Source organism: Mesotoga sp. H07.pep.5.3, from assembly GCF_002752615.1.
In the GTDB taxonomy this organism is placed as follows: Bacteria; Thermotogota; Thermotogae; order Petrotogales; family Kosmotogaceae; genus Mesotoga; species Mesotoga prima.
This window is the reverse complement of sequence record NZ_AYTV01000025.1, coordinates 105,231-131,283: the sequence shown is the minus strand read 5'-3', so window position 1 is coordinate 131,283 and position 26,053 is coordinate 105,231. Positions and strand designations below refer to the sequence as shown.

At 46.6% G+C, this 26,053-nt stretch carries 17 protein-coding genes and 2 pseudogenes; 16 read left to right on the top strand and 3 right to left on the bottom strand.

The window, feature by feature from the left end:
* The first annotated feature begins 1,096 nt into the window (after nucleotides 1-1,096).
* The 4 genes from V513_RS11745 (at nucleotide 1,097) to feoB (ending at nucleotide 5,155) form a co-directional block, all read left to right on the top strand.
* Entirely contained in the window at nucleotides 1,097-1,567 is a 471-nt protein-coding gene (locus tag V513_RS11745) for a nucleoside recognition domain-containing protein (protein WP_099772871.1), read from the top strand.
* Between the two features lie 652 nt (nucleotides 1,568-2,219).
* Entirely contained in the window at nucleotides 2,220-2,876 is a 657-nt protein-coding gene (locus V513_RS11740; RefSeq protein ID WP_099772870.1) for a metal-dependent transcriptional regulator, read from the top strand.
* Entirely contained in the window at nucleotides 2,857-3,195 is a 339-nt protein-coding gene (locus V513_RS11735; RefSeq protein ID WP_099772869.1) for a FeoA family protein, read from the top strand. The genes V513_RS11740 and V513_RS11735 overlap by 20 nt, the downstream gene beginning before the upstream one ends.
* The gene (gene feoB, locus V513_RS11730; RefSeq protein WP_257212101.1) at nucleotides 3,137-5,155 is read left to right on the top strand and encodes a ferrous iron transport protein B; all 2,019 of its coding nucleotides are present in this window, start codon (nucleotides 3,137-3,139) and stop codon (nucleotides 5,153-5,155) included. The genes V513_RS11735 and feoB overlap by 59 nt, the downstream gene beginning before the upstream one ends.
* Nucleotides 5,156-5,413: 258 nt before the next feature.
* Here feoB and V513_RS11725 read toward each other — a convergent pair whose 3' ends face one another.
* Nucleotides 5,414-5,770 carry a helix-turn-helix domain-containing protein gene (locus tag V513_RS11725; protein ID WP_099772867.1) on the bottom strand — a complete coding sequence of 119 codons (357 nt, stop codon included), beginning with the start codon at nucleotides 5,768-5,770 and terminating at the stop codon, nucleotides 5,414-5,416.
* A gap of 1,442 nt (nucleotides 5,771-7,212) precedes the next feature.
* Between V513_RS11725 and V513_RS11720 the strand changes: the two genes are divergently transcribed.
* From V513_RS11720 to V513_RS11670, 11 genes and pseudogenes are all read left to right on the top strand, one after another.
* Nucleotides 7,213-8,625 (top strand): DUF1254 domain-containing protein, encoded by a 1,413-nt coding sequence (locus tag V513_RS11720; RefSeq protein ID WP_099772866.1) that lies wholly within the window; start codon nucleotides 7,213-7,215, stop codon nucleotides 8,623-8,625.
* A gap of 213 nt (nucleotides 8,626-8,838) precedes the next feature.
* On the top strand, nucleotides 8,839-10,011 hold the full coding sequence (locus V513_RS11715) for an MFS transporter (protein ID WP_099772865.1): 1,173 nt from the start codon (nucleotides 8,839-8,841) through the stop codon (nucleotides 10,009-10,011).
* Nucleotides 10,012-10,229: 218 nt separating this feature from the next.
* The gene (locus tag V513_RS11710) at nucleotides 10,230-10,694 is read left to right on the top strand and encodes a hypothetical protein (RefSeq protein ID WP_218962716.1); all 465 of its coding nucleotides are present in this window, start codon (nucleotides 10,230-10,232) and stop codon (nucleotides 10,692-10,694) included.
* Between the two features lie 121 nt (nucleotides 10,695-10,815).
* Nucleotides 10,816-11,383 (top strand): annotated as a pseudogene (locus V513_RS14365) (DUF4256 domain-containing protein).
* A 443-nt stretch (nucleotides 11,384-11,826) separates the two neighbouring features.
* A pseudogene (locus V513_RS14360) lies at nucleotides 11,827-12,926 on the top strand (MFS transporter).
* A gap of 25 nt (nucleotides 12,927-12,951) precedes the next feature.
* Entirely contained in the window at nucleotides 12,952-13,797 is an 846-nt protein-coding gene (locus tag V513_RS11695; protein WP_099772864.1) for an ADP-ribosylglycohydrolase family protein, read from the top strand.
* A gap of 307 nt (nucleotides 13,798-14,104) precedes the next feature.
* On the top strand, nucleotides 14,105-15,754 hold the full coding sequence (locus V513_RS11690) for an ABC transporter substrate-binding protein (protein ID WP_099772863.1): 1,650 nt from the start codon (nucleotides 14,105-14,107) through the stop codon (nucleotides 15,752-15,754).
* A gap of 111 nt (nucleotides 15,755-15,865) precedes the next feature.
* Complete coding sequence (locus tag V513_RS11685; protein ID WP_099772862.1) at nucleotides 15,866-16,846, top strand: ABC transporter permease; 981 nt, start codon at nucleotides 15,866-15,868, stop codon at nucleotides 16,844-16,846.
* On the top strand, nucleotides 16,846-17,823 hold the full coding sequence (locus tag V513_RS11680; protein WP_099772861.1) for an ABC transporter permease: 978 nt from the start codon (nucleotides 16,846-16,848) through the stop codon (nucleotides 17,821-17,823). Before V513_RS11685 ends, V513_RS11680 begins: the two co-directional genes overlap by 1 nt.
* A 5-nt stretch (nucleotides 17,824-17,828) precedes the next feature.
* Complete coding sequence (locus V513_RS11675; protein WP_099772860.1) at nucleotides 17,829-18,815, top strand: ABC transporter ATP-binding protein; 987 nt, start codon at nucleotides 17,829-17,831, stop codon at nucleotides 18,813-18,815.
* Nucleotides 18,812-19,780 carry an ABC transporter ATP-binding protein gene (locus tag V513_RS11670; RefSeq protein ID WP_099772859.1) on the top strand — a complete coding sequence of 323 codons (969 nt, stop codon included), beginning with the start codon at nucleotides 18,812-18,814 and terminating at the stop codon, nucleotides 19,778-19,780. The genes V513_RS11675 and V513_RS11670 overlap by 4 nt, the downstream gene beginning before the upstream one ends.
* A 550-nt stretch (nucleotides 19,781-20,330) precedes the next feature.
* Here the strand turns inward: V513_RS11670 and V513_RS11665 are convergent.
* Both V513_RS11665 and V513_RS11660 read right to left on the bottom strand, forming a co-directional pair.
* Nucleotides 20,331-23,045 (bottom strand): HD domain-containing phosphohydrolase, encoded by a 2,715-nt coding sequence (locus V513_RS11665; RefSeq protein ID WP_099772858.1) that lies wholly within the window; start codon nucleotides 23,043-23,045, stop codon nucleotides 20,331-20,333.
* A 1,059-nt stretch (nucleotides 23,046-24,104) separates the two neighbouring features.
* Complete coding sequence (locus V513_RS11660; RefSeq protein ID WP_257212098.1) at nucleotides 24,105-24,293, bottom strand: hypothetical protein; 189 nt, start codon at nucleotides 24,291-24,293, stop codon at nucleotides 24,105-24,107.
* 753 nt (nucleotides 24,294-25,046) lie between these two features.
* On the opposite strand from V513_RS11660, the gene V513_RS11650 reads away from it, so the two are divergent.
* Nucleotides 25,047-25,928 carry an alpha/beta hydrolase gene (locus V513_RS11650; protein WP_099772856.1) on the top strand — a complete coding sequence of 294 codons (882 nt, stop codon included), beginning with the start codon at nucleotides 25,047-25,049 and terminating at the stop codon, nucleotides 25,926-25,928.
* Nucleotides 25,929-26,053: the final 125 nt, after the last annotated feature.

The following is a 26,053-nucleotide window of genomic DNA, read 5'->3' as shown; positions in this document are numbered from 1 at the left end:
ATGATATTCTCCCCTTAGAGTATTGTCAAAAGAGAGAGGGTATAGAATGAGGGTAGAGGGCGTAGCCAGTGGTCATCCTGAAATGCTCCTGTTCAGGATCTGGGCTTAGGTCTTGACGAAAGGCGGATCCATGCTCTTGGACGGGACAACGAAGGACGGCTCTTCCAAGCGTTCAGCGGGTCCTTGGTTTTAAGCGTAGAGCGGTTTCTAATGCGAGATCCCGTACAGGAGCACAACGGGATGACTGAAGAAAAGCCTCAAACAGAAGCCCTGAATAGGAGACCCCAAACAGAATCCCTGAACAAGATCATTTCAGGGCAGGCTCATTGGGGCAGGCTTTCAGGGCAGGCTCATTGGGGCAGGTTCTATAGGATGACGTAATGAGGGTTTAAAAAACGGGGTCAGAATTCGGTTTGTACGTATCAGCAAGTAAAGACTCTCACTTAGCTTAACGAAATAAGGGCCGTACAGGAGCGAATGAAACCCGCGTGTTCTTTCATCGACAGAGATGAAATAACAAGGCCAAATAACTAACAGGCAAAGAGCGTAAATTCTTTTACAGATTAGAGCCTTAAACGCCTGAGACTTTCTTCGAAATCCTGCTAAGAGCCTAGTAATACGCTCGCAATCTGCACAAGCCTAGAATCCTTTCAGGGTAATTAATTCATGCGCTGTATCTGTCTGTGTGGTATCGGACCCGAGTGTATGAGGTTTTATGTCTTTTCCGGATAGAAACGCTTCCTTTCACTTCTTTCTTTACGGTATTTCCTCAAGCCGTGTTTGCTTCGCATGAAGAATTGCCGGGCTCACTGGATACTTCAAACTCCTGAAAAAGCTTCCGATGTCTTGACAACGGTGGAGTATAACAATATACTATTAGTAGAGTAGATATGTCTACATTGGCTTCATATGTAAAGGAGTGGTTTCAGAGTGACTATTTCAGAGAGCCTGGAGGATTATCTGAAGTCTGTGTATCAGATACAGACCGAGAAGGACTTTGCACGTGTGAAAGATGTGGTTTAGATCCTCGGAGTGAAAACTTCCCCAGTTTTGGCAGGTGATATGGCGGGCGCTTTGGGACCGGGTGGCCCTCACCATGTGGCGGGCGGTCGAGTTCGCGGCACCGGCCACACTGCTCATCTGGGTCCTGGGCAATATCCCCCGTGGCGTCCCCTTTGAGCAGACGGCCATCGGCTGGCTAGTGCATGGACTGGCACCGCTGGGCCGGCCGTGGGGGCTCTCCGGTGCAATGCTAACTGCCCTGCTCTTCGCCCTGCCGGCCAAAGAGATCATTGTGCCCGCTCTGGCCATGACCTATGGCCTTCAAACCAGCCTGGCGGAGTCGGAGCAGGTGCTGGCTTACCTGCCCCAAGTGTGGACGCCGTTGACCTCCTACTCGTTCCTAGTGTTTTTTATGCTTTATCTGCCCTGCCTGGTCACCGTATGGGCCACCTGGAAGGAGACTCGCAGCCTTAAGTGGACGCTGATGGGATTGGCCGTGCCGATGGTCATGGCCAGCCTGATCACATTTTTCGTCTATCAGGGTGGACGGTTGCTGGGCTTTTGATGGTTGAAGTCCCCTGAAGGTTCTGAACTTAGGGAGCAGGTTGAGAAAAAGTAGAAAAGGGAAGAGCAAATGCCAAGCGACTTTTGGAATAGTCCAGTGTTATGGGTTAGCTTCGACTTCGTCTGGGTCATCCTCGCGGTGCTCATGTATCACCTGCCCACCGCAAAAGAGAGGGCTTGTAACGTGATATCTCAAAAGTAGATGTTACCGAAGCCGGTGACGCTGCCTCAAAATTTTTTTACTCATATAGCCTCCAAAGTTTCTTGAGATTCACGCTGATCCGGAGAGAGTCGCCGACCACTCGGAGAAGTTCGTGGTGATTATTTACGGTGGTTTTCGTGTACCATAAACCAAACAATGTTGCTTAAGGAGGGGCAGCGCTACCAAATCAACGTAGTAGGACAGGCTCCCAGCCTGTTCGTAGTGTCGGGCGTCCCTGCCCGACGTTACACGGGCCCCTTCGAACTTCGCTAACCCAGTCGATGAGGAGCCGATGCCCCCTTTGATAACGGTTTCAACGAGGTGATTCTTCCCCCGTAATGCACGATAATTAAATCTACTCGATGTCTTGACAACGATGGAGTATAACAATATACTATAAGTAGAGTAGATATGTCTACATTATCTTCATATGTAAAGGAGTGGTTTCAGAGTGACTATTTCAGAGAGCCTGGAGGATTATCTGAAGTCTGTGTATCAGATACAGATCGAAAAGGACTTTGCACGTGTGAAAGATGTGGTTGAGATCCTCGGGGTGAAAACTTCCTCGGTGATTTCTGCATTGAAGAAGCTCAGCAAAAATGGACTCGTCGACTACGAAAAGTACAGTTACATCAAACTCACTCAGGCAGGACTGATGCAGGCCAGTCTATTGTTCGAGAAGCACAACTCTCTCAAGACTTTTCTCGAAGAAGTTCTGTATATCGAGAGTAGCAAAGCAGGCGAACTTGCACATGGTCTCGAGCATCATCTAAATCAGGAATTGCTGACGAAAATGGAAGCCGTAACGAGGTTCTTCGCCGAAAACCCTGAGCTCCTCAAAAAGATGCAGACTTACGTTGACGATTATGAAAAGGACTCACAAGGAACTCTGGACAAACAAAAAAGCGGAAAGGTCTACAGGGTCGAAGCCGTCAGGGGCGATCCCGAGTTGAAGAGACGTCTCTTGAGCATGGGAGTGCTTCCTGGAACAGAGATCTCGCTTGAGGCTATCGCTCCTCTGGGTGATCCTATCGAGATAAAGGTGCGGGGATACAGACTCAGTCTTCGTAAGGAGGAGGCGAGGGCCGTTGTCGTCGAGAGTATCTGAGAGATTCTTTCTCAGCAACGTGCGACGGGGCCGCTGCAGAATAGTTGATCTTTCAAGATGCGAAACGCAGAGATCGAAACTGCGAAGCATTGGTCTTATCGAAAACGCTGTTGTTGAAGTTATGAGGGGCTCGGCTGAGGGAATGTTGATTCTTCTAATAGGGGAGTCTCGGATGGGTCTGAGCAATTCTCTCGCAAGCAGGATAGTAGTTGAACCAGTGGACGAAAGAGTCCGCTTTGTAGATGGAGGGGAGGAGAACAATGCCGTCAAAGGGCGTTTTGGTAGAAGAAGACGTTATCGATATCGCACTGGCTGGTAATCCCAATGTGGGAAAGACAGCGGTGTTCAATGCTCTGACAGGGATGCACCAAAAGATAGGAAATTGGCCAGGAGTTACGATAGAGAAGAAGGAAGGAGTATTTTCCTTCGGCGGAATCAAGGCAAGAGTAGTCGATTTACCGGGGATATACGGCTTGAATGCCTTTTCGATAGATGAACGAATCTCCCGTGACTATCTGGTGACCAGCAGGCCCGATCTGGTCTTGTCGATAATCGACAGTACGAATCTGCAAAGAAACCTTTATCTCACTCTTGAACTGATAGAAATGGGTATGAACGTCATTGTGGTTCTAAATATGCAGGACGAGCTGGAGGCCCAGGGGATCTCAATTGACACGGAAGGCGTGGCCAGAGAGCTCGGGGTGCCGGTCGTCATGATATCGGCGCTGAAACGCACCGGCATTAAGGATCTTAAGGACAAGATTTTAGAATATGTGGGGAAGGTCTCGTCGAGAACAGAGAGAAAGTTCCACGACCAGAGAATCGAAGAGGCAATCAGGAAGATAGAGTCACTGGTATTGCACTCCGATATTTCCAATGAGCTTGACCCAAGATGGTTGTCCATAAAGCTCATTGAAAAAGACCCAGAGTACAGAACGTTACTCGAAAGAGCTTCAAGCGGTATAAAGGACGCAGTCGATCAAATCGTTTCAGACCTCGAAAAGTCTGTTGGAGACGCTTCTATAGCAATGGCCCAGGAGAGGTACAGATCGATTCAGGAGATTTACACGAACTTTGTGAAGAAAAACACCGGTCGGGTCGATTTCACAGATAAACTTGACAGGATACTCACCAATAGATGGCTTGGAATTCCGATATTCTTCTTTCTAATGTGGCTGACCTTTGAGGTAACCTTTACCATCGGGAATTTCTTTCTTGAACAGATAGAGATTGGGTTCGAATGGCTATCTGAATCTGCAGTTTCCCTGCTTGCCGGGAACGTCCCGGAAATAGTCGTTTCTCTTGTTTCGGATGGAATTATCAGTGGTGTGGGAAGCGTTATGGTCTTCGTTCCTAACATCTTCTTCTTGTTTCTCATGATCGGGGTTCTCGAATCCTCAGGGTACATGTCCAGGGCTGCATTTGTCATGGACAGGCTGATGCACAAGATCGGGCTCCACGGCAAATCTTTCATACCTATGATAATCGGATTTGGATGCACAGTTCCTGCAATTATGGCTACGAGGACCCTTGAATCGAGAAAGGACCGGCTGATCACTATGCTTGTTTCTCCTTTCATGTCATGCAGCGCAAGATTGCCGATCTATCTTACCTTCACCGGTATATTCTTCTCAAAACACCAGAGCACCGTCGTGTTCAGCATCTATGTGATCGGAATAGTGGCCGCCATTGGAATGGCGATGTTATTCAAGAGTACGATCCTCAAGGGGGAAAGCTCGCCTTTTGTGCTTGAACTTCCGCCGTACAGGCCGCCAATGGTTAAAGAGACTCTGAGATTTGCGGGAAGCAAGAGCCTTATGTTCCTCAAGAGGGCCGGCACCATTATCTTTATAGTTGTCCTGGTAATCTGGGCTCTGGCAACCTTCCCCGCCGGAGTGGAGTATGGCTCCAAAGAAAGCTATGCAGGCGTAATTGGTTCAGCTGTAGCTCCCCTAATGAAGCCCATGGGAATTGATCACTGGGAGAGCGGGGTTGCAGTCTTAATGGGAGCTCTCGCAAAGGAAGTCGTGGTCGGGACTTATCAGACGCTGGTAGGGGAAGGAAACCTCGAACTGACCTTGAGTGAGTATTTCACACCACTCTCGGCGTATGCTTTCATGCTCTTCACATTGCTATACATGCCATGCGTAGCGGTATTTGGCGCAATCTGGGAGGAAGCTGGAGTCAAATGGGCTCTCTTTACAGCTGTTTACACAACCGTATTCGCGTTCATTGTTGCTTCTCTCGTATTTCAAATTGGTAGTTTGTTTCTCACTTAAGTAGGCATATTACATTCATTTGCTCGATCAGAAATTGCTTTGGCGCAATGCAGCGTATACGGTGATGATTCCCAAAAGCTTAGTTGGCTTCAGCAAAGCAAAACGCTTTCTACTCATTTTTATAAGCAATGTGCTGCTTGCGATTCACGGAAGAAGCAAATTACCCTTGGTGCCAAACCGGTAAGTCAAAATCCGTTGATGTTTTCCGCATGAGCGCGAAAAAAGATCCTGAACCATTCTCTAGCCATTCTTTTGCTATTAGTCTCTTATCAGGGTTCCGATCCGGAACCCTTCTTCATTGAAGACTGCATACCTTCCCTCGGAAAGTTTCTCAAATCTAACCGTCTGCAATCCGGATTCAACAACTTCACGGCTTTCTGACTTTTTCTTTGTTTCTCTTACGGTCGAGAATTTCTCTTCATCGCCGCCCTTTGCATTCCAGTCAAGTTTCTTCTGGATTGTCCATTCGTCGACCAGATACCTCTTGCCGATTCTAGTTGCCTTGAGCGTGCCTTCGTTTATCCATTTTCTTACAGTCCACGGCGTACAATTAAAGATCCCCGCCACTTCTTTTGTTTCATAATACTTCCTTCCATCCATAACAACCATTTTCATTCCGCGCCTTCCACTATTTTCCGCTATATTCTAATATAATCTAACATAATCATTCCAAATTTGACTGTTATCCCTAAAACACGGGCAAAAACCGTCTTGACGAAGATGTTTGTTTGTAGAGTGTTTATTGAGGCTATCAAACATTTCCGGGCATCACTCTGGGTAATGGTTTCGAGGCCAGTTTGTCAACAAATTCTTCGCGGTAGACCAATCTGTTGCAACCACTTCTTGTTTCCAGTTCGAAAATCGGTCAAGTGGAGAGGAACTACGATGTAAGAAATAGGTGGAGCTCTCTAGACCCCGCCCATTTTGACATAGCTATGTGCGAAACTCGTTGTGACAAGAGAAATAGCAAGAACAATGCTCTCATTTTCTAAGGCAAAAAGAACCGATATCCATTTAGTGATTTCATTCAGTGACTGGCTTCAGATTTGCTCTAAACGATTTGTCATTCCAGGCCGTCAATCTTCACCATCGAGTAATCGATCTGTCCTTTGTTATGCGATACATCTCTATCATTTGATACTGTCTGGCCGACAATTACTGCTCCCCCGTCAGAACAGTATTTGCCTCATTGGCGTCTTCAGAGTAGCTCCCGCCGAGGCATTTCTACCAGTGGAAATTGACGGCAACATCCACTCCTACTATCCAGCAAACACAAGCTCCTACCGATTGATTATCCAAGACATTTGCGCATTTGACATTGTTTGGCCAGCAATAACGTAATCCCCGCAGGATGTCTGAAGAACAGAAGTAGCTTTTTCGTATCCGCTTCCTCCAAAGCACTTCTGCCGTTTGATATTGCCGCTTGCATCCAGTTTCACGATCCAGAAGCCGCTAGATTTAAGGTTACCGAAGACATCCCCATCAGTTGAGTTTCAGTATCCAGCCACGATATATTAACCATCGGAAGTCCGATGAACTGGAAACGGCATATCACAACTACTGCCGAGCTTTCACCTTTGGCTTTGGAGAGTATTTACAAACCCAGAAGATTATGGAACCTAACTATATTCATTCAGACGTTTTGAAGTGTGTGTGCAGCATTAGTTTCTTGGAATAACTTTCATGCATTTCTTTAGTGAAGTTCAAGGGAAGAAAGTCCGGGACTGGGTTTTGCTAATTGATTGACCGGGGCGATGGAAAAACTTTACATTCCTGGTTTTCTGAACAGGAGATTTCAGATGGCCAAAGCGTTAGGAGAGTGAATTCCACTTCTAGCTAAAAAACGAAATAAGTTCTGCAAAAATAGCAAGGTTCTTTGGTCAAGAAGCTGTTGACTATTACTGTAATGATTATGAATACTCTCTTTCAAATGCATACGAATTTACCACTGAAAACATTATGCTATTCAAGTACGGTTTATAGCCTAGAAAGAATCAGGTCTTAGGTTCTTTTTCAGTATGAAACATCGCTGCTAAAGGCAGAGAGGGGGCTTTTACATGATTTCGAATAGGCTGTTATTTGTTTGTCTACCTTTCCTGATGTTGTTTTCAGTTGTTTTCTCCAATCAGCAGGAACTCACCACGGACCCTTCCGAAGCAAACTCATTGGCCAAAGACGCATACATTTTCGCTTACCCTATGCTAGAGAATTACAGAACGATGTATGTAGAGGCCGTGAGTTCGGGAAGATTCAACACATTTACCAGGATCAAGACTCTTTTCGGACCGGATAGCAAGACAGTTGTACGGCCCAACAACGATACTATTTACTCAACGGCCTGGCTAGATTTGAGGGCTGAACCGATTGTGGTAGGCATTCCGGGAGTTCAAGACAGGTACTTCTCTCTGCAGCTTGTAGATATGTACACTCACAATTTCGCGTATGCGGGCTCTAGGACCACTGGGACAGACGCTGTGACCGTAATGGTGGCAGGGCCTTACTGGGAAGGCGAGATCCCTTCGGGAATAGATGATGTCTTCTACAGCGAGGGAAATTATGTTTATTGCGTAGTAAGGACTGCTGTCAATAGCGAAAAGCCAGGAGATTTGCAGAGTGTCATTGAGATTCAGCAGCAGTGTTCACTGCATACTATGAGTGAATATTCCGGGGCTCCTTCTCCCGAAGCGTTTCAAATGGAGAGTTTTCCTCCTTTTGACCAGACCGTCGCCGATTCGGCAGGTTTCATAGGCTACTTCAATTTTCTTCTCGGCCAGCTACAAATTCATCCTTCCGAAGAAGCCCTCATCCAGAGTTTCTCAAAGATAGGGGTTGGCCCGGGCAAAACATTCGATGAGTCAAAACTTTCCGAACCCGTTCGAGAGGCAATAGAATCGGCGATAGCCGAAGCACGGCAGGCGATTTATCATCCAGGCACAACAATGGGAAGTATCACAAATGGCTGGTCTTTACCGGGAAGAATATTCGGGAACAGAGAGAGGATGCAGGGGCACTATCTGATAAGAGCTTCGGCGGCTCATATGGGATTGTATGGAAACGATCTCGAAGAGGCTTACTATCCTAGCTGTTTCTTTGACAGTGACGGAGAGCCACTAGATGCTTCTAAGCACAACTACGTGATTTCCTTCAGCAAGGAGGAGTTGCCTCCAGTTGATCCCAAGGGCTTCTGGTCAATTACAATGTACGACGAAAATCAATTCATGGTCGATAACCCACTCAACAGATACTCTATAGGCGACAGGTCCGACCTCAAATATGCTGAAGACGGTTCATTGATTCTGTACCTGCAGCATGACTCACCAGGCGCAGACAAAGAATCTAACTGGCTTCCAGCACCCGACGAAAAATTCACCATGACGTTGCGAATCTATATACCGGCACCGGAAGGACTGGATCCTCTCTACTGTCCGCCTGTTGTAAGAAAGGCATCACCTGTTAATCAGAATTGGTAATTCTAACAGATACGCCTTGTAGCTAATAGCAACCTTGATTATCATTTCATTTGCCAGTTTCGGGCATACTAGGCAAACGGAAAAAGCCATGCGGTTTACATGTACTCAGCTGCCTTATTCATTAGTTTACCGGCAAGTGTGCTACACTCTTCGCAGTCGGGAAACTTAGACTGATTTTGTTTGATTACGACTTCCCCGTTACCGGAGGCATTTATGAAGTTGACATCGATCTTCATCGTAGTTGCGTCGCTGTTCTACTTTATGATGGGGTTTGCTACCCAATCCATTAACAGTGCCTTACCCGCGATTGCAGTGGAACTCGGGATGAGCCACAGCATGACAGGTCTTGTTCTTGGTCTCCCATCCCTTCTCTATCAGGTAGCCGTTATTGTTGCCGCAGCTCTCTCAAGAAAGTCTGGACCATTTCTTTCAGCTTCGCTCGGCATCTCCTGTATAACTTTCTCAGTGATCTTCATGGCGCTTTCACGGACCTACTATACTTTTCTGATAGGAAGACTGTTGTTTGGTTTCGGATTGGGTGCAACGGAGATATCCATTGCGCTCGGCGTTTCGCAGTTAGCTTTCAAGCGAACTGGGGGTGTACTGAATTCAGTCTACTCTTTCTTTGCACTGGGGAGCATCGTGGCTCCTTTGGTAGTTTCTGCCGTCTTAACCGAAACAAGTATGTGGAATGTTCCCATCCTTATTGCTGCAGTGCTGTTTCTTGTAGTGGCCTTTCTTTCATGGACTGTATGGAAAAAAGCTGCGAAAGAGTCGCTTTCAGATGTCGAGAAGCGAAGGATCACTTTGCCGAGAGATTCGATGTTCTGGCTCGTGGCTATTGGAGGGCTTCTGTATGTTGGTTATGAGGTGGGTCTCTTTTCATGGCTCTCGAGTTTCGCTTACGAGGAGAAGCTCCTGCCGTTAAGAATGGCCAGTCTCACAACATCTATTCTTGCATTCGGTCTGTTCGTCGGCAGAATAGTGACTGGAGTTGTTGTCGACAAATTCGGACTCCAGAGAACTCTCGTAGTTCTCGGAACGATATCTCTGGAAGGATTTTCTATAGCTTTTTTTGCGGGGAATTCTATTCTTCTTTCACTGGGAGTCTTCATAACAGGTCTGGGGTTTTCGGGAACATTTCCAACGCTGCAAGCGATAATCGTATCCGGCTACAGACAGAACCGCGAAGCGGTCTTGGCAATCTTTGCAGCTGCGGGCTCTGTCGGGGCTGTTACGACGAATATTCTAGTTGGAGGAGTCAGCGACAGAACAAACCTTGCTTATGGAATGTCAGTTATCGGAGTTCAGATAGCGGCCGCCCTCCTCATCTTCATTTCTATGTACCTTATTCAGCGAAAGAGAAAGAAGCTTGCAACTCCATGAATATAGCAAGTGAGACTGCTTTTTTCAGAACGAGCGTAGATCGAGTCGTATGAAATTCAAGAGCTGGACTCATTTCTCAAGCGCGGATTTAGAATGATTCACCAAAAGAGCAGCATCACAACATCTCTTTCGAAGAAAAGAGAACTCACTCTTGTATTATCATCATATTTAGAAGCACTCATTCTGAGACTACTACTTCACTCCGGGAGCTGATTATTATGGGCATCGGTATAATTATTCGATGCAAGGAATGCGACTATTCGAAGAATCTCCAGATTGGTGTCGGAATGATGTACGCTCCACACAACATCTTGAATCTTGAATCGAAGTCGCCCATCCTGAAATCACTCATTCCTTCGAAAAAGACCATCGAGAAGATAAAGATGCTTATAGAAAGCAAGAACGCAGTTCTTGCCGATGACTACGGTCATTACATCTACAGATGTCCAGGATGCAACGAGCTATTCGACAGATTCTTCATTCACCTTGACTATGACAATGGAAGTTTTGAACCCAGTTACCGTTGTGGTAAGTGTAGATCAACGCTCGAGAGAATCGATCATAACCCCGATGAAAGCTCAATCGAAGAGAGAATCGGCAAGATCCTGACATCCTTTCCCTGCCCGAAGTGTGGCAGCCGTTCCCTCTACGTCGATTCTGACTGCACACTCATGTGGGATTGATTCTTTCTTAAAGCCGATCTCTTCTATCTGCTATACTGTTAGTAGATACCAGTCTGTGGTTGCCCGTATTGGCAGTTGTTCTAAACCTATACAAAGCACTGGAAGCGAGGAGAGATAAACTGTGAAAGAGAAAGATCGCAAAGATCCGTCTCTTGAAGGACAAGGGAAACTGATCGAGACATTGAGATTGCGATTTGAGAGTAATTCGAATCGTCACAGGGCAATCGACTGGGCCCATGTCCGGAAAAGACTGGAGGCAAATCCCGAGAAGCTTTGGTCGTTAAACGAGATCGAGATTACCGGAGGAGAACCCGTCGTCGTTGGGTATGACAAGGATACGGGAGAGTTCGTCTTCTATGACTGCTCACCCGAGAGCCCCACAGGCGAAGAAGCCTTTGCACGACCGGCAGGCCCTGGAGTCGAGGAAAAGAAACAAGCCGTCCGATAGCGCCATCGATATGGCCGAGAAAATGGGCATCGAGATTCTGACGGAAGCTCAGTATAGGGAGCTGCAGAGCTTCGGGAGCTTTGATACAAAGACATCCAGCCGGGTGAAGACTCCGGAGAGCATAAGAAAACTGGGCGGCGCTCTTTTCTGTGACCGAAGATATGGCACCGTCTTCGTCTATCATAATGGCACCGATTCATACTACAGTATCAGAGGCTTCAGGGGTTCACTGAAGGTATAGGAAAGACAATCATTTCATTCTGCGGTGAGAATTCTCCGGATTCTTCAAGCTTCGAAGCGAAAGAAAATGCTATCTAAGGGACGTAATGCATCATAATTGAATCTACTCAAGTTGATGCATCAAAATAAATCTACTTGAAGTCGAGATGAGGGAGATCGAGAACACCTACCTTTGAGTTAGATTTGGATTTGATTATCTGTCTGTCAACCAGCGATTTTTGAGAAGGAAGGATGACAGTCGAAGATGAAATAAGCTATAATCAACTCGAAACTTATACTTGCATTTAGAACATCTGGAAAGTCTCCTTTCTTTATTTTTTCTGTTCGAAACGTTTGAGTATTTGCTCCATAAAATGACAGGATTCAAAGCTCCCTCGAAAGAGTAGTTTACTGAAGAAGCGAAGTGAGAGAAGACTTTTCCCGATCTAGTCCGAAAGGAAGCATATGTTCTCTTTTTTACTCGTCATTATTTACGTAGCCTTTGTCAGTCTGGGCTTACCGGATTCTCTGCCGGGCTCTGCCTGGCCAGTGATGGGGGAAGTGTTCGCAGTTCCTCTATCTTTTGCAGGCATTGTTTCAATGATCATTGCCGGCGGAACGATCCTTTCAAGCCTCCTGTCAGATCGGTTGAATCGAAAACTTGGCACGGGCCTCGTAACATCGAACAGCATGGGTATGACGGCAGTTGCTCTCATTGGATTCTCGGTTGCGAATTCCTTTGTAATTATCTGTTTGTAGGCTATACCCTTCGGCCTTGGTGCCGGTGACGTCGATGCCACACTGAACAATTACGTTGTCCTGCACTATGCCTCCAGGCAGAGGTACGCGCTTGGAACCCGCCTGAAATGGCGTGGAGGATATGGAGCGGTGTCTGTTATCCAGATTGTGTTGACCTTGGTTCTGTTCAGTGGCCTTTGCCTCTGGAGAAAAGGTAAGAGTGAAAGAAATGGAGAAAGTAAACCTCTTCGAAGCCTCTGAGCGTTGGCAAAGCGCTTAGAATGAGAGGTGTTCCGTTTGTTCTCATTGCATTTTTTTGGATACTGCGGACTAGAAACAACTACTGGACTATGTGCGAGCAGTTATCTAGTAGAGCACAGAGGAGTGAATATGGAAACAGCAGCATGTTTGCATCGCTCTTCAATCCGGGAATTACTGTCGGCAGGTTCTTGAATGGTTTCATCGTCGAGAGGTTCGGGGATAGAAGACTGATTCGCTATGGGATCTCAACATTGACTATGGGAGTTATTCTTGTGGGCATTCCCTTCAAGTCCGAGATCTTCGCCTTGGCGGGCTTGATTGTAATAGGACTGAGTTACGCCAATCTGTCAGTAATTCACGCGACCCCATCGAACTTTGGAAGGGAGAACTCGCAGGCAATTATTGAAATTCAGAAAGTCAGCACTTATGTCGGCACAACTTTCATGCCCCCTCTGTTTGGCCTGATTGCAAACGGCGTGAACATTGGGCTGTATCCCTTATATCTTGGGATTCTTGCAGTCTTGATGCCGACCATTACCGAAACCCTTAACCTTGCCATTGGGTAGTAATGAATGGCTTACGAGGTGTACAATGCTTGGAGCGATTACCGGGGATGTAGTTGGATCGAGATTTGAATTCAATAACCACCGCGACAAGAATTTCGAACTCTTTACAGAAGATTGCTTTGCAACAGATGACAGCATAATAACCCTAGCCGTCGCAAAGGCAATAATAGAGACCGAAAAGAGTATAAACAAATCGGAGATAAAAAGTAGGACAGACAGCGATTATCTCTCGCTGCTGCGAATGCTGGCCGTCAAATACATGCAGGAAATAGGCAGAGATTACCCGAACTGCGGTTACGGTGGAATGTTTGGCAGATGGGTCTTTAACGATTTTCCAGAACCATATAACAGTTTTGGAAATGGGGCTGCTATGCGGATCAGTCCAGTCGGTTTCGTTGCAGAGACAGAGGAAGAGGTTATAAGCCTCTCCAGTGCGGTAACTTCTGTCACTCATAATCACAGGGAAGGGATCAAAGGTGCCGAAGCTACAGTCATGGCCATCTTCCTTGCGCGCCATGGCCTTTCGAAGAGAGAAATTCGAAGCAGGGTATCTGAGGACTACTATCCCCTTGACTTCAAGATCGATGAAATAAGGAACACTTATAAATTCAGTGAGACCTGCCAGGAAACCGTCCCTCAGGCTATTGAATGTTTCCTTGAATCAGTCTCCTTCGAAGATGCAGTCCGGACCGCAGTATCTCTGGGTGGAGACAGCGACACCATTGCGGCAATAACCGGAGCAATAGCCCAGGCTTACTATGGCGTTCCTGACTGGATACGCCTCAAAACTCTTTCTTACCTGGACAGGAGGCTTCGTTTCATCTACGACGAATGGGAGGCCTTTCTCGATAGATTGGGCATAATTTTCTAGCTCTTCAGGCAGACATAAAGCCTTTCTATGTGATGATTTCACCTATTCTTGCCCTGCCTTGAGGCTTTCCCCTTGCATAAGAGTTACAGCGAGTAGCGGCTTCCGCCACTTTAGAAAGAATCTTCCAAAGCTTCGTCAATGAGTTTTTTGTATATATGTATTATCATAATAAAAACCACGATACCGGGGAGCTAAGGTCAATAAACGGCTTCTCCTGCTTCTTAAGAACTATATTTGACTTTGGAACCGTCTGTGAAAAACTCTATAATCATATTAATAGTCACAAACCTGTAAAGGAGGGGTGTTTATGAAAAGGGTTCTAGTAATTCTCATTGTTGTTTTCCTAGTGACATCGGCAGTCATGTTCGCAGCGGATATCAAGAGAGGGGGTACGCTCAGGATTACCTCGATGAAACAGGGGATTCTGATAGAGAACTTCAATCCCTTCTCGCCGAATTCCAATGAAATGGCGATTGGAGGTTTCTACGAAACTCTCATTTACTTCAACCCGATGACGGGAAAGATCATGAACTGGCTGGCAGAGAGCTATGAGTGGTCTGACGATCTCCTGGAGTTGACCTTCAACCTGAGAGAAGGTGTTGAATGGAATGACGGAACACCTTTTACCGAGAAGGATGTACTCTTCACCGTAAACCTTGGAAAGAATAACAAGGCACTTGACGTCTCAAGCCTGTGGTCGACAGGCGTTGTTGGAGTCCGGTCAGACAAGCCAATGACCGTTACTTTCACCTTTTCCGATGTCAACACGACTATCATTCAGAGATTCTCCAGCGTCTTCATTGTCCCCGAACACATCTGGTCGAAAGTCGATGACCCTCTGACCTGGATAGGTGAGGGAATTCCTGTGGGCACCGGACCATTCGTTCTCAAGGAAGGCTCGTTCAGCGAGCAGTCCTTCAGCGTGGTAAGAAATCCGAATTACTGGCAGATAGGGGAAGACGGAAAGCCTCTTCCCTATATCGACGAAGTCTTGACACTCACAACTACAAACGAGCAGGTCCCTCTCAGACTTGCCAGAGGCGAGTTCGACTGGGCAGGTTACTTCGTTGCAAACATAGACGAGGTCTTTGTAAAGGCCGATCCAGAGCACTTCAAGTACTGGCTGCCTGAGGGAAACCTGGTATTTCTAAACCTCAACAACCTCAAGTGGCCCTTCGACAACTACAACATGAGAGCGGCGATTGCGGCCGCGATCGATCCGGTCGAGATAACCAGAATAATGGCTAGCGGCGCCGTTCCCGCTTCTCTGGCCGGTGTTAAGGCGAGTTACCTAAGGCTCGCTGAGAAGGGTCTAAACGAATATGGAATTGAATACGACCCCGATTATGCAAGATACCTTATCGAGAAGGAAGGTTATAAGCTGAACAGGAACGGAATCTACGAGAAGGACGGTAAGTCGCTATCGTTGAATCTATACGTGCCAACGGGATGGACCGACTGGATAATGGGTGCCGAGGAAGTATCCAGGCAGCTGAAAGAGATCGGAATAGAGGCCATCGTTACTTTGGCAGCTTGGCCTTCTCCCTACAAAGACATGATGTACAACGGCAACTACGAGATGCTGTTCGGCATATCCGTGACAGGAACCAGCCCATACTACCAGTTCGACAACTGGGTTCATTCCAAACACTGGGCGCCGATCGGCGAAAATGCCGGGAACTACTACGGGATGAGATATAAGAACGAGAGAATCGACGAACTCCTGGATAGTTACAAGAGGCTTACCGATCCCGAAGCCCAGGACGCTGTAATGGAAGAAGTATTGACAATCTTCTTGAGAGATCTTCCATCCGTTCCCATGTTCTTTAATCCCGTATGGTTCGAGTACAGTACAAGGAACTTTGTCGGCTGGCCCAACGCCGAAAACCCGTACGCGGAACCGAGACCGACCGGAATGGACAAGATGCCCATTCTGCTTTCTATACATCTGCGTTAATCATCTGATATTTCCCGCAGGCTTAACTGCCTGCGGGTTTTGTTAAAAATCAAGAGAGAGGGGGTAAGAAAGGCTTTCTTTCTGCTTGGAAAGAGCTCTTTCTGAACAGCATTGGCTTACTTCGCTAGAAAAATCGGTTTGCTGCTATTTGCTTTGTTCGTGGCAGTCACCCTGAATTTCTTCATACCGAGAATGATGCCCGGTGATCCCGCACAGGATTTGATGGACAAGATGCAGGGCATTCCCCTTGAATCGCTCGAAGCTATAAAGGCCGCCTTCGGTGTAGATTCGACCGATCCTCTCCTGCTCCAGTACGGAAAGTACCTGCTGAACCTTATCAAAGGTGATCTTGGAATCTCTATTTCAAGATTCCCGACACCGGTCGGGCGAGTTCTCCAGGTTGCCGTTCCCTGGACCGTTGGCCTCATGGGTACGGCAACGATTATCAGCTTTTTCCTTGGCACGATAATTGGAATAGGCGTTGCATGGAAACGCAATACGAAGTTGGCCTCTTTCACCGTGGGGCTCTTTATTTTCGTACGTTCCTTTCCTTATTTCTGGCTCGGTTTGTTGCTGATCTACTTTCTAGCTTTCAGAATTCCCATCTTTCCTCTCGGAAATGCCTATACTCCGCAACTGGAAAGAGGCACTCTTGAGTTTTTCCTTTCGGTAGTCAAGCATGCGATTCTTCCAGCATTGACCATAGTCATCTCTTCGATGGGTGCATGGATCCTGACTATGAGGAACAATATGATAAACGTTCTTGCGGAGGACTACATAACCGTCGCCGAGGCAAAGGGACTTTCTCTGCGAAGAATCAAGACTTTGTACGCAGCGAAAAACGCCATTCTCCCTTCAATCACGGGCTTTGCAATGTCTCTTGGCTTCGTTGTTGGAGGGGGCCTACTCACTGAAATGGTCTTTTCTTACCCGGGAGTTGGGCTGATGTTGTATCAGGCCGTTCAAAGCAAAGACTATCCTCTTATGCAGGCCATTTTTCTCTTCATTTCGGTGGCCGTTCTAGTTGCGAACTTCATTGCAGATATCGCGATCCTCATACTAGACCCACGCGTCCGGGACGGTGGCAAGTGATGTTCAGAGACGTCTTTTCGCTTTTCATCGAAAATCGTAAGGCACTGATCGGGCTGATAATCCTGGCCTTCTTCTCTATCGTAGCGATATTCGCGCCGCTGATCGCGCCTTACGATCCAAAGACAAACAAGGTTGAAGTTCTGAGCATAGTCGAAGAGGAAATTGGAAGAACTAAGACGGTCGAGAGGGAGGAGATCGACGAATTTACCGAAAAAAGAGTATACACGCAGTCTATAACAACTACTTACGAAAAAGTCACCACAAAACTTCCGCTCAACGCCAAACCTTCCCGAAACCACTTGCTGGGAACGACACGGGCAGGCCAGGACCTCTTCTCCCAAATGGTCTATGGAACAAGAATCACACTTGCAGTTGGGCTCATTACTGGACTTTTCACAACGCTTCTAGCCCTTACTCTGGCTCTCGTGGCAGGGTATTTCGGCGGCATAGTGGATGATATAATCTCCCTGTTCACGAACGTATTCCTGGTTATCCCAAGCCTGCCTCTAATGATAGTAATTGCCGCTTACATAACCGTGAAGGGAGTCATCCCCATAGTCTTGATTCTGGGGCTCACTAGCTGGCCATGGCCTACGAGGGTACTTCGTTCCCAGGTTGTGAGTCTCAAAAACCGGGATTTCGTGAGAGTATCCAGGATTCTTGGCGAAAGGCCCCTGTACATAGTCTTCAGGGAAATACTCCCGAACATGATCTCGCTAGTTATGGCCTCTTTCTTCACATCCACTATGGCGGCAATAATGGGTGAAGCGACTCTTGAATTCCTGGGGCTGGGCAACGTATCGGTGGTAAGCTGGGGAACGATTCTATACTGGGCCCAGAACAGCGGGGCGCTTCTGTCCGGCGCATGGTGGTGGTTCCTTCCTCCCGGTATCTGCATAGCTTTGATCGGTACTTCCTTCGCCCTTATGAATTTTGCCATAGACGAGATCTCCAATCCGAAACTTAGGAAGAGATGATTTGAGTGAATAGACAAGAGAGCGAACAGCTACTCCAGTGCAGGAATCTTGTGGCCGGCTACAGGATCAAGAGCGGTTTTGTTCATGCCGTTGACGATGTCTCTTTCGATCTCGAACGGGGAGGCTTTCTCGGTATCGCGGGTGAGTCTGGGTGTGGAAAGTCTACGCTTGCCTTCGCAATTATGAGGCTTTTGAAGGACAATGCCACGATTGAAAACGGCAGTTTGTTGTTCAAGGGAACCGACCTGGTTGGACTTAGGGAAGAGGAGATGAAGAAAATCCGTTGGGTCGATATCTCGATGGCCTTTCAGTCGGCGATGAATGCCCTCAACCCCGTTCTTTCAATCGGAGAGCAGCTCACAGATGTCATCCATGCCCACGGTGAAGTTAGACAGAGCGAGGCACGTGATAGAGCATTAGAGGCTCTAAAGCTCGTAGATATTCCTCGTGACAGGTTCAATTCCTATCCTCATCAGCTTTCGGGAGGAATGAAGCAAAGGGTGATGATAGCGATGGCCTTGATCCTCAATCCCGACCTGATAATAATGGACGAACCTACAACGGCACTGGATGTAGTTGTACAAAGGACCATAATCGAAAAGATACAGGAGCTGAGAAAGTCCCTGGGATTCTCTGTGATATTCATAACGCATGATCTCTCTTTGCTTGTGGAAATCAGCGACACTCTCGCAATAATGTACGCAGGTAAGATTGTGGAGTACGGCAACTCCGATGAGTTGTTCAACATGCCGCTACATCCCTACACAATAGGACTCATGAACTCCTTTCCATCCCTCACCGGCAAGATCACCAGAATGGGCGGGATAGAGGGAAAACCGCCCGACCTTCTAAATCCGCCTGAAGGTTGCAGGTTCCATCCACGCTGTCCTCATGCAATGGACATTTGCGAAAAGTCCTGCCCGGCTCTTCAAAAAGTGGACCCTCGGCACAGTGTGGCGTGTTTCCTGCACAAAGGAGCTGAAACCCTTTGAACGGCGACATTCTGGTCCTCGAAGGGGTAAGAAAACACTTCCCCGTGAACTCACTGAGGAGACACGGCAAATTTGTTCACGCAATGGACGACATATCGTTCTCTCTGAGAAGCGGCGAAGTGCTGGCGATTGTCGGTGAGTCTGGCAGCGGAAAGACTACGACGGCTAACGTGATAGCACGTATATACAGACAAACAGAGGGGAGCGTAGTTTTCGAGGGCAGAGAGCTGAGCGGCAAAATGACTCGCACAGAAGAACTCAAGTATCACAAAAGAGTCCAGATGATCTTTCAGGATCCATTCGGGGCGTTGAACCCGACGCGCACAATAGGGAAAATCATGGAACGGCCCTTCGTTATTCACAGGATTGCCGAAGACAGGAAGGCCGTCAGTGAAAAGGTCGACAGCACATTGACACAGGTAGGCCTTGAACCGCCCGATCAGTTCAAGAGGAAGTTTCCCCACGAGCTCTCCGGTGGACAGAGACAGAGGGTCAACATAGCCCGTGCCTTTGCCGTCGAACCGGATCTTATACTGGCCGACGAACCGACCTCAATGCTGGATGTCTCAAACAGGATGAGCATAATGAATATGATGCTAAATCTCAAAGAAAGCCACGGAGTTTCATTCATATACATTACCCACGATTTGGCAGGCGCTAGATACATGAGCGACAGGATAATCGTCATGTATGCGGGAATGATCATGGAAATCGGTCCGGCAGAAGAGATAATTACGAACTCTTTCCACCCTTACACCAAGCTTCTTAAATCAGCGGCACCGGCCCCAGAAATGGGTCTAAAGCGAAAACCGCTCATTACGGGAGGAGAAATACCCTCCCTGATCGATCCGCCGAGCGGCTGTCGCTTCCACCCACGATGCCCCTTCGCCAAAGAGGTCTGTTCACTTGAGATACCCCCTATGAAGAAGATCGGAGATGACCACTACGCTCGATGCGTTCTTTAACTTTATAGACGCCTGATCGGGATTTGTAGCCACATTTCTACTAATCCTTCTCGAGAAAAACTGTGTTGCAAATCCGAAAAGCCTTTATATGAAATTGTGGTTCTGCTCGCATGCTTGTTCACACCTTAGTTTTGTGGAGGCGCTCTCTGAAATGAAAAAGAATTCCGGAGTGCTCTACGATCGAGATGTTGTTTCCGCCTGTGTGCAGATAATTGAATCGGGATTCACTTTCGAATCGAAATGAGTTGGCCTTCCGGAGGCGGAGCAGCTTCAAGCCACTGTCCAAAACGAGACTTACCGTTCTACATCTAGCAAGCCCTGACCAGCAGAACCTCAATCAAGCTTTCTAGGTGAGTCCTTGTTCTTGAGTTGTATCAGAGGAGAATCTGTCGCCCTCGTGATAAGCCATTGCATCAAGAAAGAGCAATCCGTGAGTGGGCCGGTATTTCCTCTATTATGGACTTTCTTTCGAAAAATCAGATCATCATCTGTCCGATTTGATGAATCCACGCATCATCATTAGTTCAAGAATACAAGCTTTTCATTTCACCTAAGCGTTCTTTCCGTCAATCATTTGAACAAACAACCTGGCGATATTTGGGTCGAATTGCTTTCCGGCGTCTTCTCTTATCACCTTCAACGCAGCTTTCCTCTTTTCTTCTAACGTGCCCTCCACCCTGCTCATTACGCGATCGTAGGCTCCCGCTATAGATATTATCCGTGATACTAGAGGAATTTGCTCACCCTTAAGACCTCTCGGATAGCCGCTTCCATCCCACCTTTCGTGATGGCTGTAAGTGTACTCGGCAATGTCTAACGTTTCGTCGAAGAGATTCAAAATTCGATAACCAACAATGGAGTGTTGCTTTATCTTCTCTCTTTCTTCCTCTGTCAAAGCCGTGTAGGTATCTTTGGAAAGGATGCTTTCGTCGAGTACGATCTTACCTATGTCATGGAGGTATCCGGCTCTTTTCAGGACGTTTATCTGCGACTGAGAAAGGTTCATGGCAGAGCCGATCTCCCCACACAATTCGCTTACCGCAATAGAGTGCTGTTTTTCCATAGGATACTTTGTGTGAAGAGTATCGATAATTGAGTCAATTAACTGCCTGTTCAAAGATTTTCGGTGTATCGTCTTGTCTTTGTACATGGAGCTCTCAGCGTTGGCCATTATTTCATCCAGTGACTGATCGGCTCGGGTCTTAGTATCAAAGCCAAGTGAAATGCTGCATTTAACTGCTTCGACACGGGCATCGGAGAAGCCCTCTTTGATTCGTGAAGCAATACTTTCAGTTTCCTCTTCACTCGTTCCCGGAAGAATAACGACAAACTCATCGCCACCCACACGTGCTATTAGATCTCTCTCTCTGCACGATTCTAAAAGGATTCTGGCTGACTCTTTTATTAACTCGTCTCCCGCCGCATGGCCGAAGACATCATTTGTCATCTTCAAGGCGTTAATGTCTGCAACGATTACGGATATGGGAAGGTTCTCTTCAACATCGACTGCTTTCTGAATCTGAGCCAAACTGCTTCTGTTGAGAAGGCCGGTTAGAACATCGTGAGAGCTAAGGTATTTGATTTCCTCCTCTCTCTTTTTGCGCTCGGTGATGTCTGAAAAAGTGATGACACCGCCAACGACTTCTCCGTTTCTCATTTGAGGATAGGAACGATACTCAACGTCAAAAGACGAGCCATCGGCTTTCCAAAAGACCTCGTCATCCGCCTGGAAACCTCTCCCATGTTTGATAGACCTAACAATCCTGCATTCTTCAATCGGGAATTTCGTTCCATCTCGCCGGCTGTAGTGAATCAACCGATGAACGTTCTTTCCGAGAATATCTTCTGGACCACTGAATCCCAACAGCTTTACAGAGCTCGCATTGCAGAATGTGCAGTCACCATTCAGATCTATACCATATATCCCTTCTGCGGTGGAGTCAAGCAGAAGCTGTAGCTGATTCTTGCTTTCTTTCAATTCCTCATTTGTCCTCTGCAGTTGCCTGGTTCTTTCTATCACACTCTCTTCAAGGTTATTGATCAAGAATTGCAGTTTGTCTGCAACTCTGTTCAGGCTTTCAGAAATCATCCCGATCTCATCATTTCTAACGACCTCTACTCGTTTAGACAGATCCCCTCTAGACAAGGCAGTTGAAACCTCAATCAGATTGTCTAGAGGCTTCATCAATTTTCTCGCGAAAACATTGTAAATAATCAATGAGAGCACTAAGGCAACCGCAACGATAATCGCGGTCAGATGGATACTGTCTATCACGTCCTTCATATAGAAGGCTTCAGGAATTGCGGACATCACAACCCATGTAGCATTGAGTATTTCGATCTCCCGCATGTTAATGAACAGCTTTTCCTCCTCACCTCTGTAGAATAAAGGTGATTCCCGGTTTGTAGTGGACTGAATGAAAGCCTTCTCAATATCGGGAAAGCCGATTTCGTCAACGGTGTGCTGCTTGAAAGAGCCATCTGGAAGAACTGTGAAGTTATCAACACCCATAGAGTTCGCTATTAGAGAGCCCGTTTCTTTGTCGGCAACTATTGCGTAACCTGAGTAGTCTCGAACAGCATCTACAAGGAAACTACCAATGTCAGAAAGAAGGATATGTGTCCCCATTACGCCTTGAAGACTTCCACTGGCATCATAAACTGGCCACGAGAAGGAGACTGTAAGGTCGTCCATCACGAAGTGCTTGTATAAAGGAGATAACGCCGGCCCTCCAGATTCCTCGGCGGCCTTATACCAGGCGCGTGTACGAGGGTCGAACTTACCGGCTTGAACGACCCTCTCCCCTGCGGTCAGATCCTCATTAACCGAGTAGTACCATGAGTTGCCCCCCGTAGAGGCGTCATTTCGCATTATTTCAATGACTCCCTTTTCATTTCTGCGGGCTCCATAATACTCCCCGTTTGCCGTGCCGTAACTAAAGCTATATATATGAGGGCTTTGAGCGCTCAACACTCCCACAAAGAACTTCTCTCTGAGCTCTTCATTTGACAAATCGAGAATTCCATATTCAATAACCTTATGGTTGACATCGTTCACACTGTTAGGTATATGCATAAACGAGGAGACTTGATTGTAGATGTTTTCCCCAACGTTTTCGACTATTCTTTCAGCCGCTTTTTCAGCCGAGGATAACCATCTTGAAATGATCAGGTATCCTATAACGACTGTCGAAAAGAGCAGTACTGAAACAGTCACGATAGTAATGATACTCTTTATTGAAATATTCTTCTTTCTCAACCTCATCTGCCTCACCTTGATAATTGTAATTGTCGATTAAGTCTATATGATAATCGAAATCATTTAAGCTCCTTTTCACAGAATCCGCTAACCATTCTTACCACCTAAGCCAGCCCCAAGAGTTTTCGCTTCATTGTACAAGTATCACAAAAGGCTAAAACCCTAAACTCCTACGAATTGTATACAGGATGTCCTCTCTTGAACAAACATGATGGTCTTACGATTCAAACTCATGACGAAATAATTGCCAGTGATTACTATGCCTTCAATAATCGTCGATTCTACACGTGAGACAGCACACCCGAAGACACTCAAAAACAATTATTACATATAATAGCAATCCTTCGTCATATTACGCATCAAATTGAGTCATGCAACTTCATGCCATAGCAATATCACAACTCGTAATTCAGTCATCCAAAGGGAGAAACAAGATCCTTAACCTCGGATTCTGCATGATACTTGCTGGAGTATAGTATCATCTCTCTTCAACAAAACCGGGATTGTGAGTCGAGAATTGCTGACCGCTGTAATTCGATCCGGGTCAAACATGACAGCTGTTCCTTGTTGTGAAATCGATGGGAATGGGATATTCGGTACTTAGCAAACTCATATTTCCGTCGAAGAAATTATCTCTTGCTATAGCTTTCGAGAAATTCGATAGTTATATTTCCATCTTTCGGTCTAGCAACGAGGCAACTCTGCATCCTATCACAGCCGCAAATCAGAAGAAACTGCCTCTGCTTTTCATTTTTCGCACCTTCGGTCGTAGCAAAATGTCCAGACTTGGGCGCCATAGAAATTACGTCGATTGTTATGGCCTCTTCCGCTTCTGCATTGGTTTGTCGACAAAGAGAACTCATCGGTCTTCGGCATACTGAGATCAAGAATCACTATATATCTCGATGCTCATCGATCTGCTACATCGTTCTACTGTGTTAGACGCTGTAAGGATATCATATCCTTTCAACATCCTCTCGATAATCATTAGGTCTGAAGCCGAATCGTCAACTATAGGATTTTTGTAGCCATTTCAATCCTCCCTTAATAAATGACACCCTTTTCTCAATCTTCGAGCTGACCAATCTCTTGTAGCGGTCTTCTGATCAAGAGGGTGAACCTCTTCTCAAGAGCCGGTATCTCCTCTCCCTTTTCACCTGCCAGAGTCTTTTGAAGCGCTACAAATACTTCATAAAGCCCTTTTACGCCAATACTATCGGAAGTGCTCTTTACATTGTGAACAATCCCGATCACATGCGAGAACCTTTCTTCTCTCATAGCTAGATTTACTTCAAAAGAAGAACATAGATTCCACTCTTGCATTGCTGAAGAGCATTCTTCTTTCCCTTTAGCATGAAATACCTTCTTCCAACAAGCCAAAACAAAAAAACGGTCCCGGAGGGACAAGCTCCGAGACCTAGTTGGATGTAATAGTGAGGTGTTACGAGGTGAATCCGTGCTTGCAGGATTACGTGAACCTGAATACATTGGGCGCTCAACTATCTTAATGATCGAGCACCACAAATCTATTATGAACCAGACTCACTCGATAATCCAAGTCTTTTCTCAACTCCCTCCAGGAAACTTCCACTCGGTCCAATTATATACCCGCTGTACTAATGATCCTGATCTTAAATCCTTCATTGAGGAAGGAGGGCGACGTAGTGGCGGGGGTGTCTTTGAGGTCGAAGAACAATGCATAAGACGCAATGCACCGGAAAGCATCGGCGGTCGCAATGCCGCCTTCAGCAGGAAGAGGAAGACCATTCGCGAAGTGCTTCAAAAAGGGTTTCCCCCAGTTCGACGTAAATACATCTAATCGCTGGAAATTAAGAAAGAAGCTTAAAGAAACGGTGCCACGCGAAGCGACTACGTCGGGCGTTGGTTGAAAAGTTGTCGCCTATTGGCGACAGAGATCGTCAGTTATCAGATCTTTTTCCAGTGAGTGAAAGAGATTCCACGCTCTTTTCACGCTATCTGGTTTACATTCGAAATGGAGGTGATCATATGAAGTTTCTCCTGACTTTAATGATAGTCGTTACCGGCACTCTTTGCCTTGCGAAGGGAAATTACACATTGCACTCGGAGATTCCATACAAATCTCACGAGGAGAGTCTTCTCAACTGTCTAGATATATACACACCCAATGAATTAGAAAGCAAGACCGGTGGAATTCCGGTAATGATAATGATTCACGGTGGTGCCTGGAGAACCGGAGATAAGTCTAATAAGAATGTCACTGTGAATAAAGTTCCATACTTCATCTCTAACAACTGGATCTTTGTGAGTATAAACTACAGACTATCACCAGAAGTGAAACACCCGGCACACGTCGAAGATGTAGCCGCTGCTATTGCCTGGGTCAGGGAAAATATATCTTCTTATGGAGGAAATGCCGATAAAATCTTCATCATGGGCCACTCTGCAGGAGCGCATCTTGCGGCTCTCGTTTCTACTGATGAGAGCTATCTGGCGAGATATGGAATCGGACTAGATGCTATTAAGGGAGTTGTACTGCTTGACGGGGCCGGCTATGATATTTGCGCGAGCATCGAGAAGTATGGTAGAGGGATCATCGCGAACTCGATGTATCTCAACGCTTTTGGTCAGGAAGAAGAGTCATGGTACGATGCTTCGCCAATCAATCATGTTGCTCCAGGAAAATCAATTCCTCCGTTCCTGATAGTTTATGCCGGCGAACGAATAAAGTCAGAAGAAATTTCCAATGACTTCGCTCTAAAACTCCGGCTTTCCGAAGTGCCTGTTCGGCTGTACCATGCCAAAGATAAAAATCACGCCGATGTGAATATCGATCTGGGATTAGTCCAAGATGATCTGACCATTGCAGTAGCAGACTTTCTGAACGATCTACTAGATTCTTTCGAGTGATAAGAACAGTTGTTTGCTGTTAATAGAAGTACGAAAAAAACTTTTAGAGTTCACTCCTCTTCAGTCTCGTCTCTCTTCTCGTAGAGAAGCTCTTAACGCTCTTACCAGAACCTGACCCCCTCTTC

Excerpts from the sequence above, each read along its gene's own strand:
- V513_RS11725 (WP_099772867.1), bottom strand. The coding sequence starts at position 5,770 with ATGAAAATGGTTGTTATGGATGGAAGGAAGTATTATGAAACAAAAGAA.
- V513_RS11665 (WP_099772858.1), bottom strand. The coding sequence starts at position 23,045 with ATGAGGTTGAGAAAGAAGAATATTTCAATAAAGAGTATCATTACTATC.
- V513_RS11720 (WP_099772866.1), top strand. The coding sequence starts at position 7,213 with ATGATTTCGAATAGGCTGTTATTTGTTTGTCTACCTTTCCTGATGTTG.
- feoB (WP_257212101.1), top strand. The coding sequence starts at position 3,137 with ATGCCGTCAAAGGGCGTTTTGGTAGAAGAAGACGTTATCGATATCGCA.
- V513_RS11680 (WP_099772861.1), top strand. The coding sequence starts at position 16,846 with ATGTTCAGAGACGTCTTTTCGCTTTTCATCGAAAATCGTAAGGCACTG.
- V513_RS11650 (WP_099772856.1), top strand. The coding sequence starts at position 25,047 with ATGAAGTTTCTCCTGACTTTAATGATAGTCGTTACCGGCACTCTTTGC.
- V513_RS11745 (WP_099772871.1), top strand. The coding sequence starts at position 1,097 with ATGTGGCGGGCGGTCGAGTTCGCGGCACCGGCCACACTGCTCATCTGG.
- V513_RS11695 (WP_099772864.1), top strand. The coding sequence starts at position 12,952 with ATGCTTGGAGCGATTACCGGGGATGTAGTTGGATCGAGATTTGAATTC.
- V513_RS11690 (WP_099772863.1), top strand. The coding sequence starts at position 14,105 with ATGAAAAGGGTTCTAGTAATTCTCATTGTTGTTTTCCTAGTGACATCG.
- V513_RS11715 (WP_099772865.1), top strand. The coding sequence starts at position 8,839 with ATGAAGTTGACATCGATCTTCATCGTAGTTGCGTCGCTGTTCTACTTT.
- V513_RS11710 (WP_218962716.1), top strand. The coding sequence starts at position 10,230 with ATGGGCATCGGTATAATTATTCGATGCAAGGAATGCGACTATTCGAAG.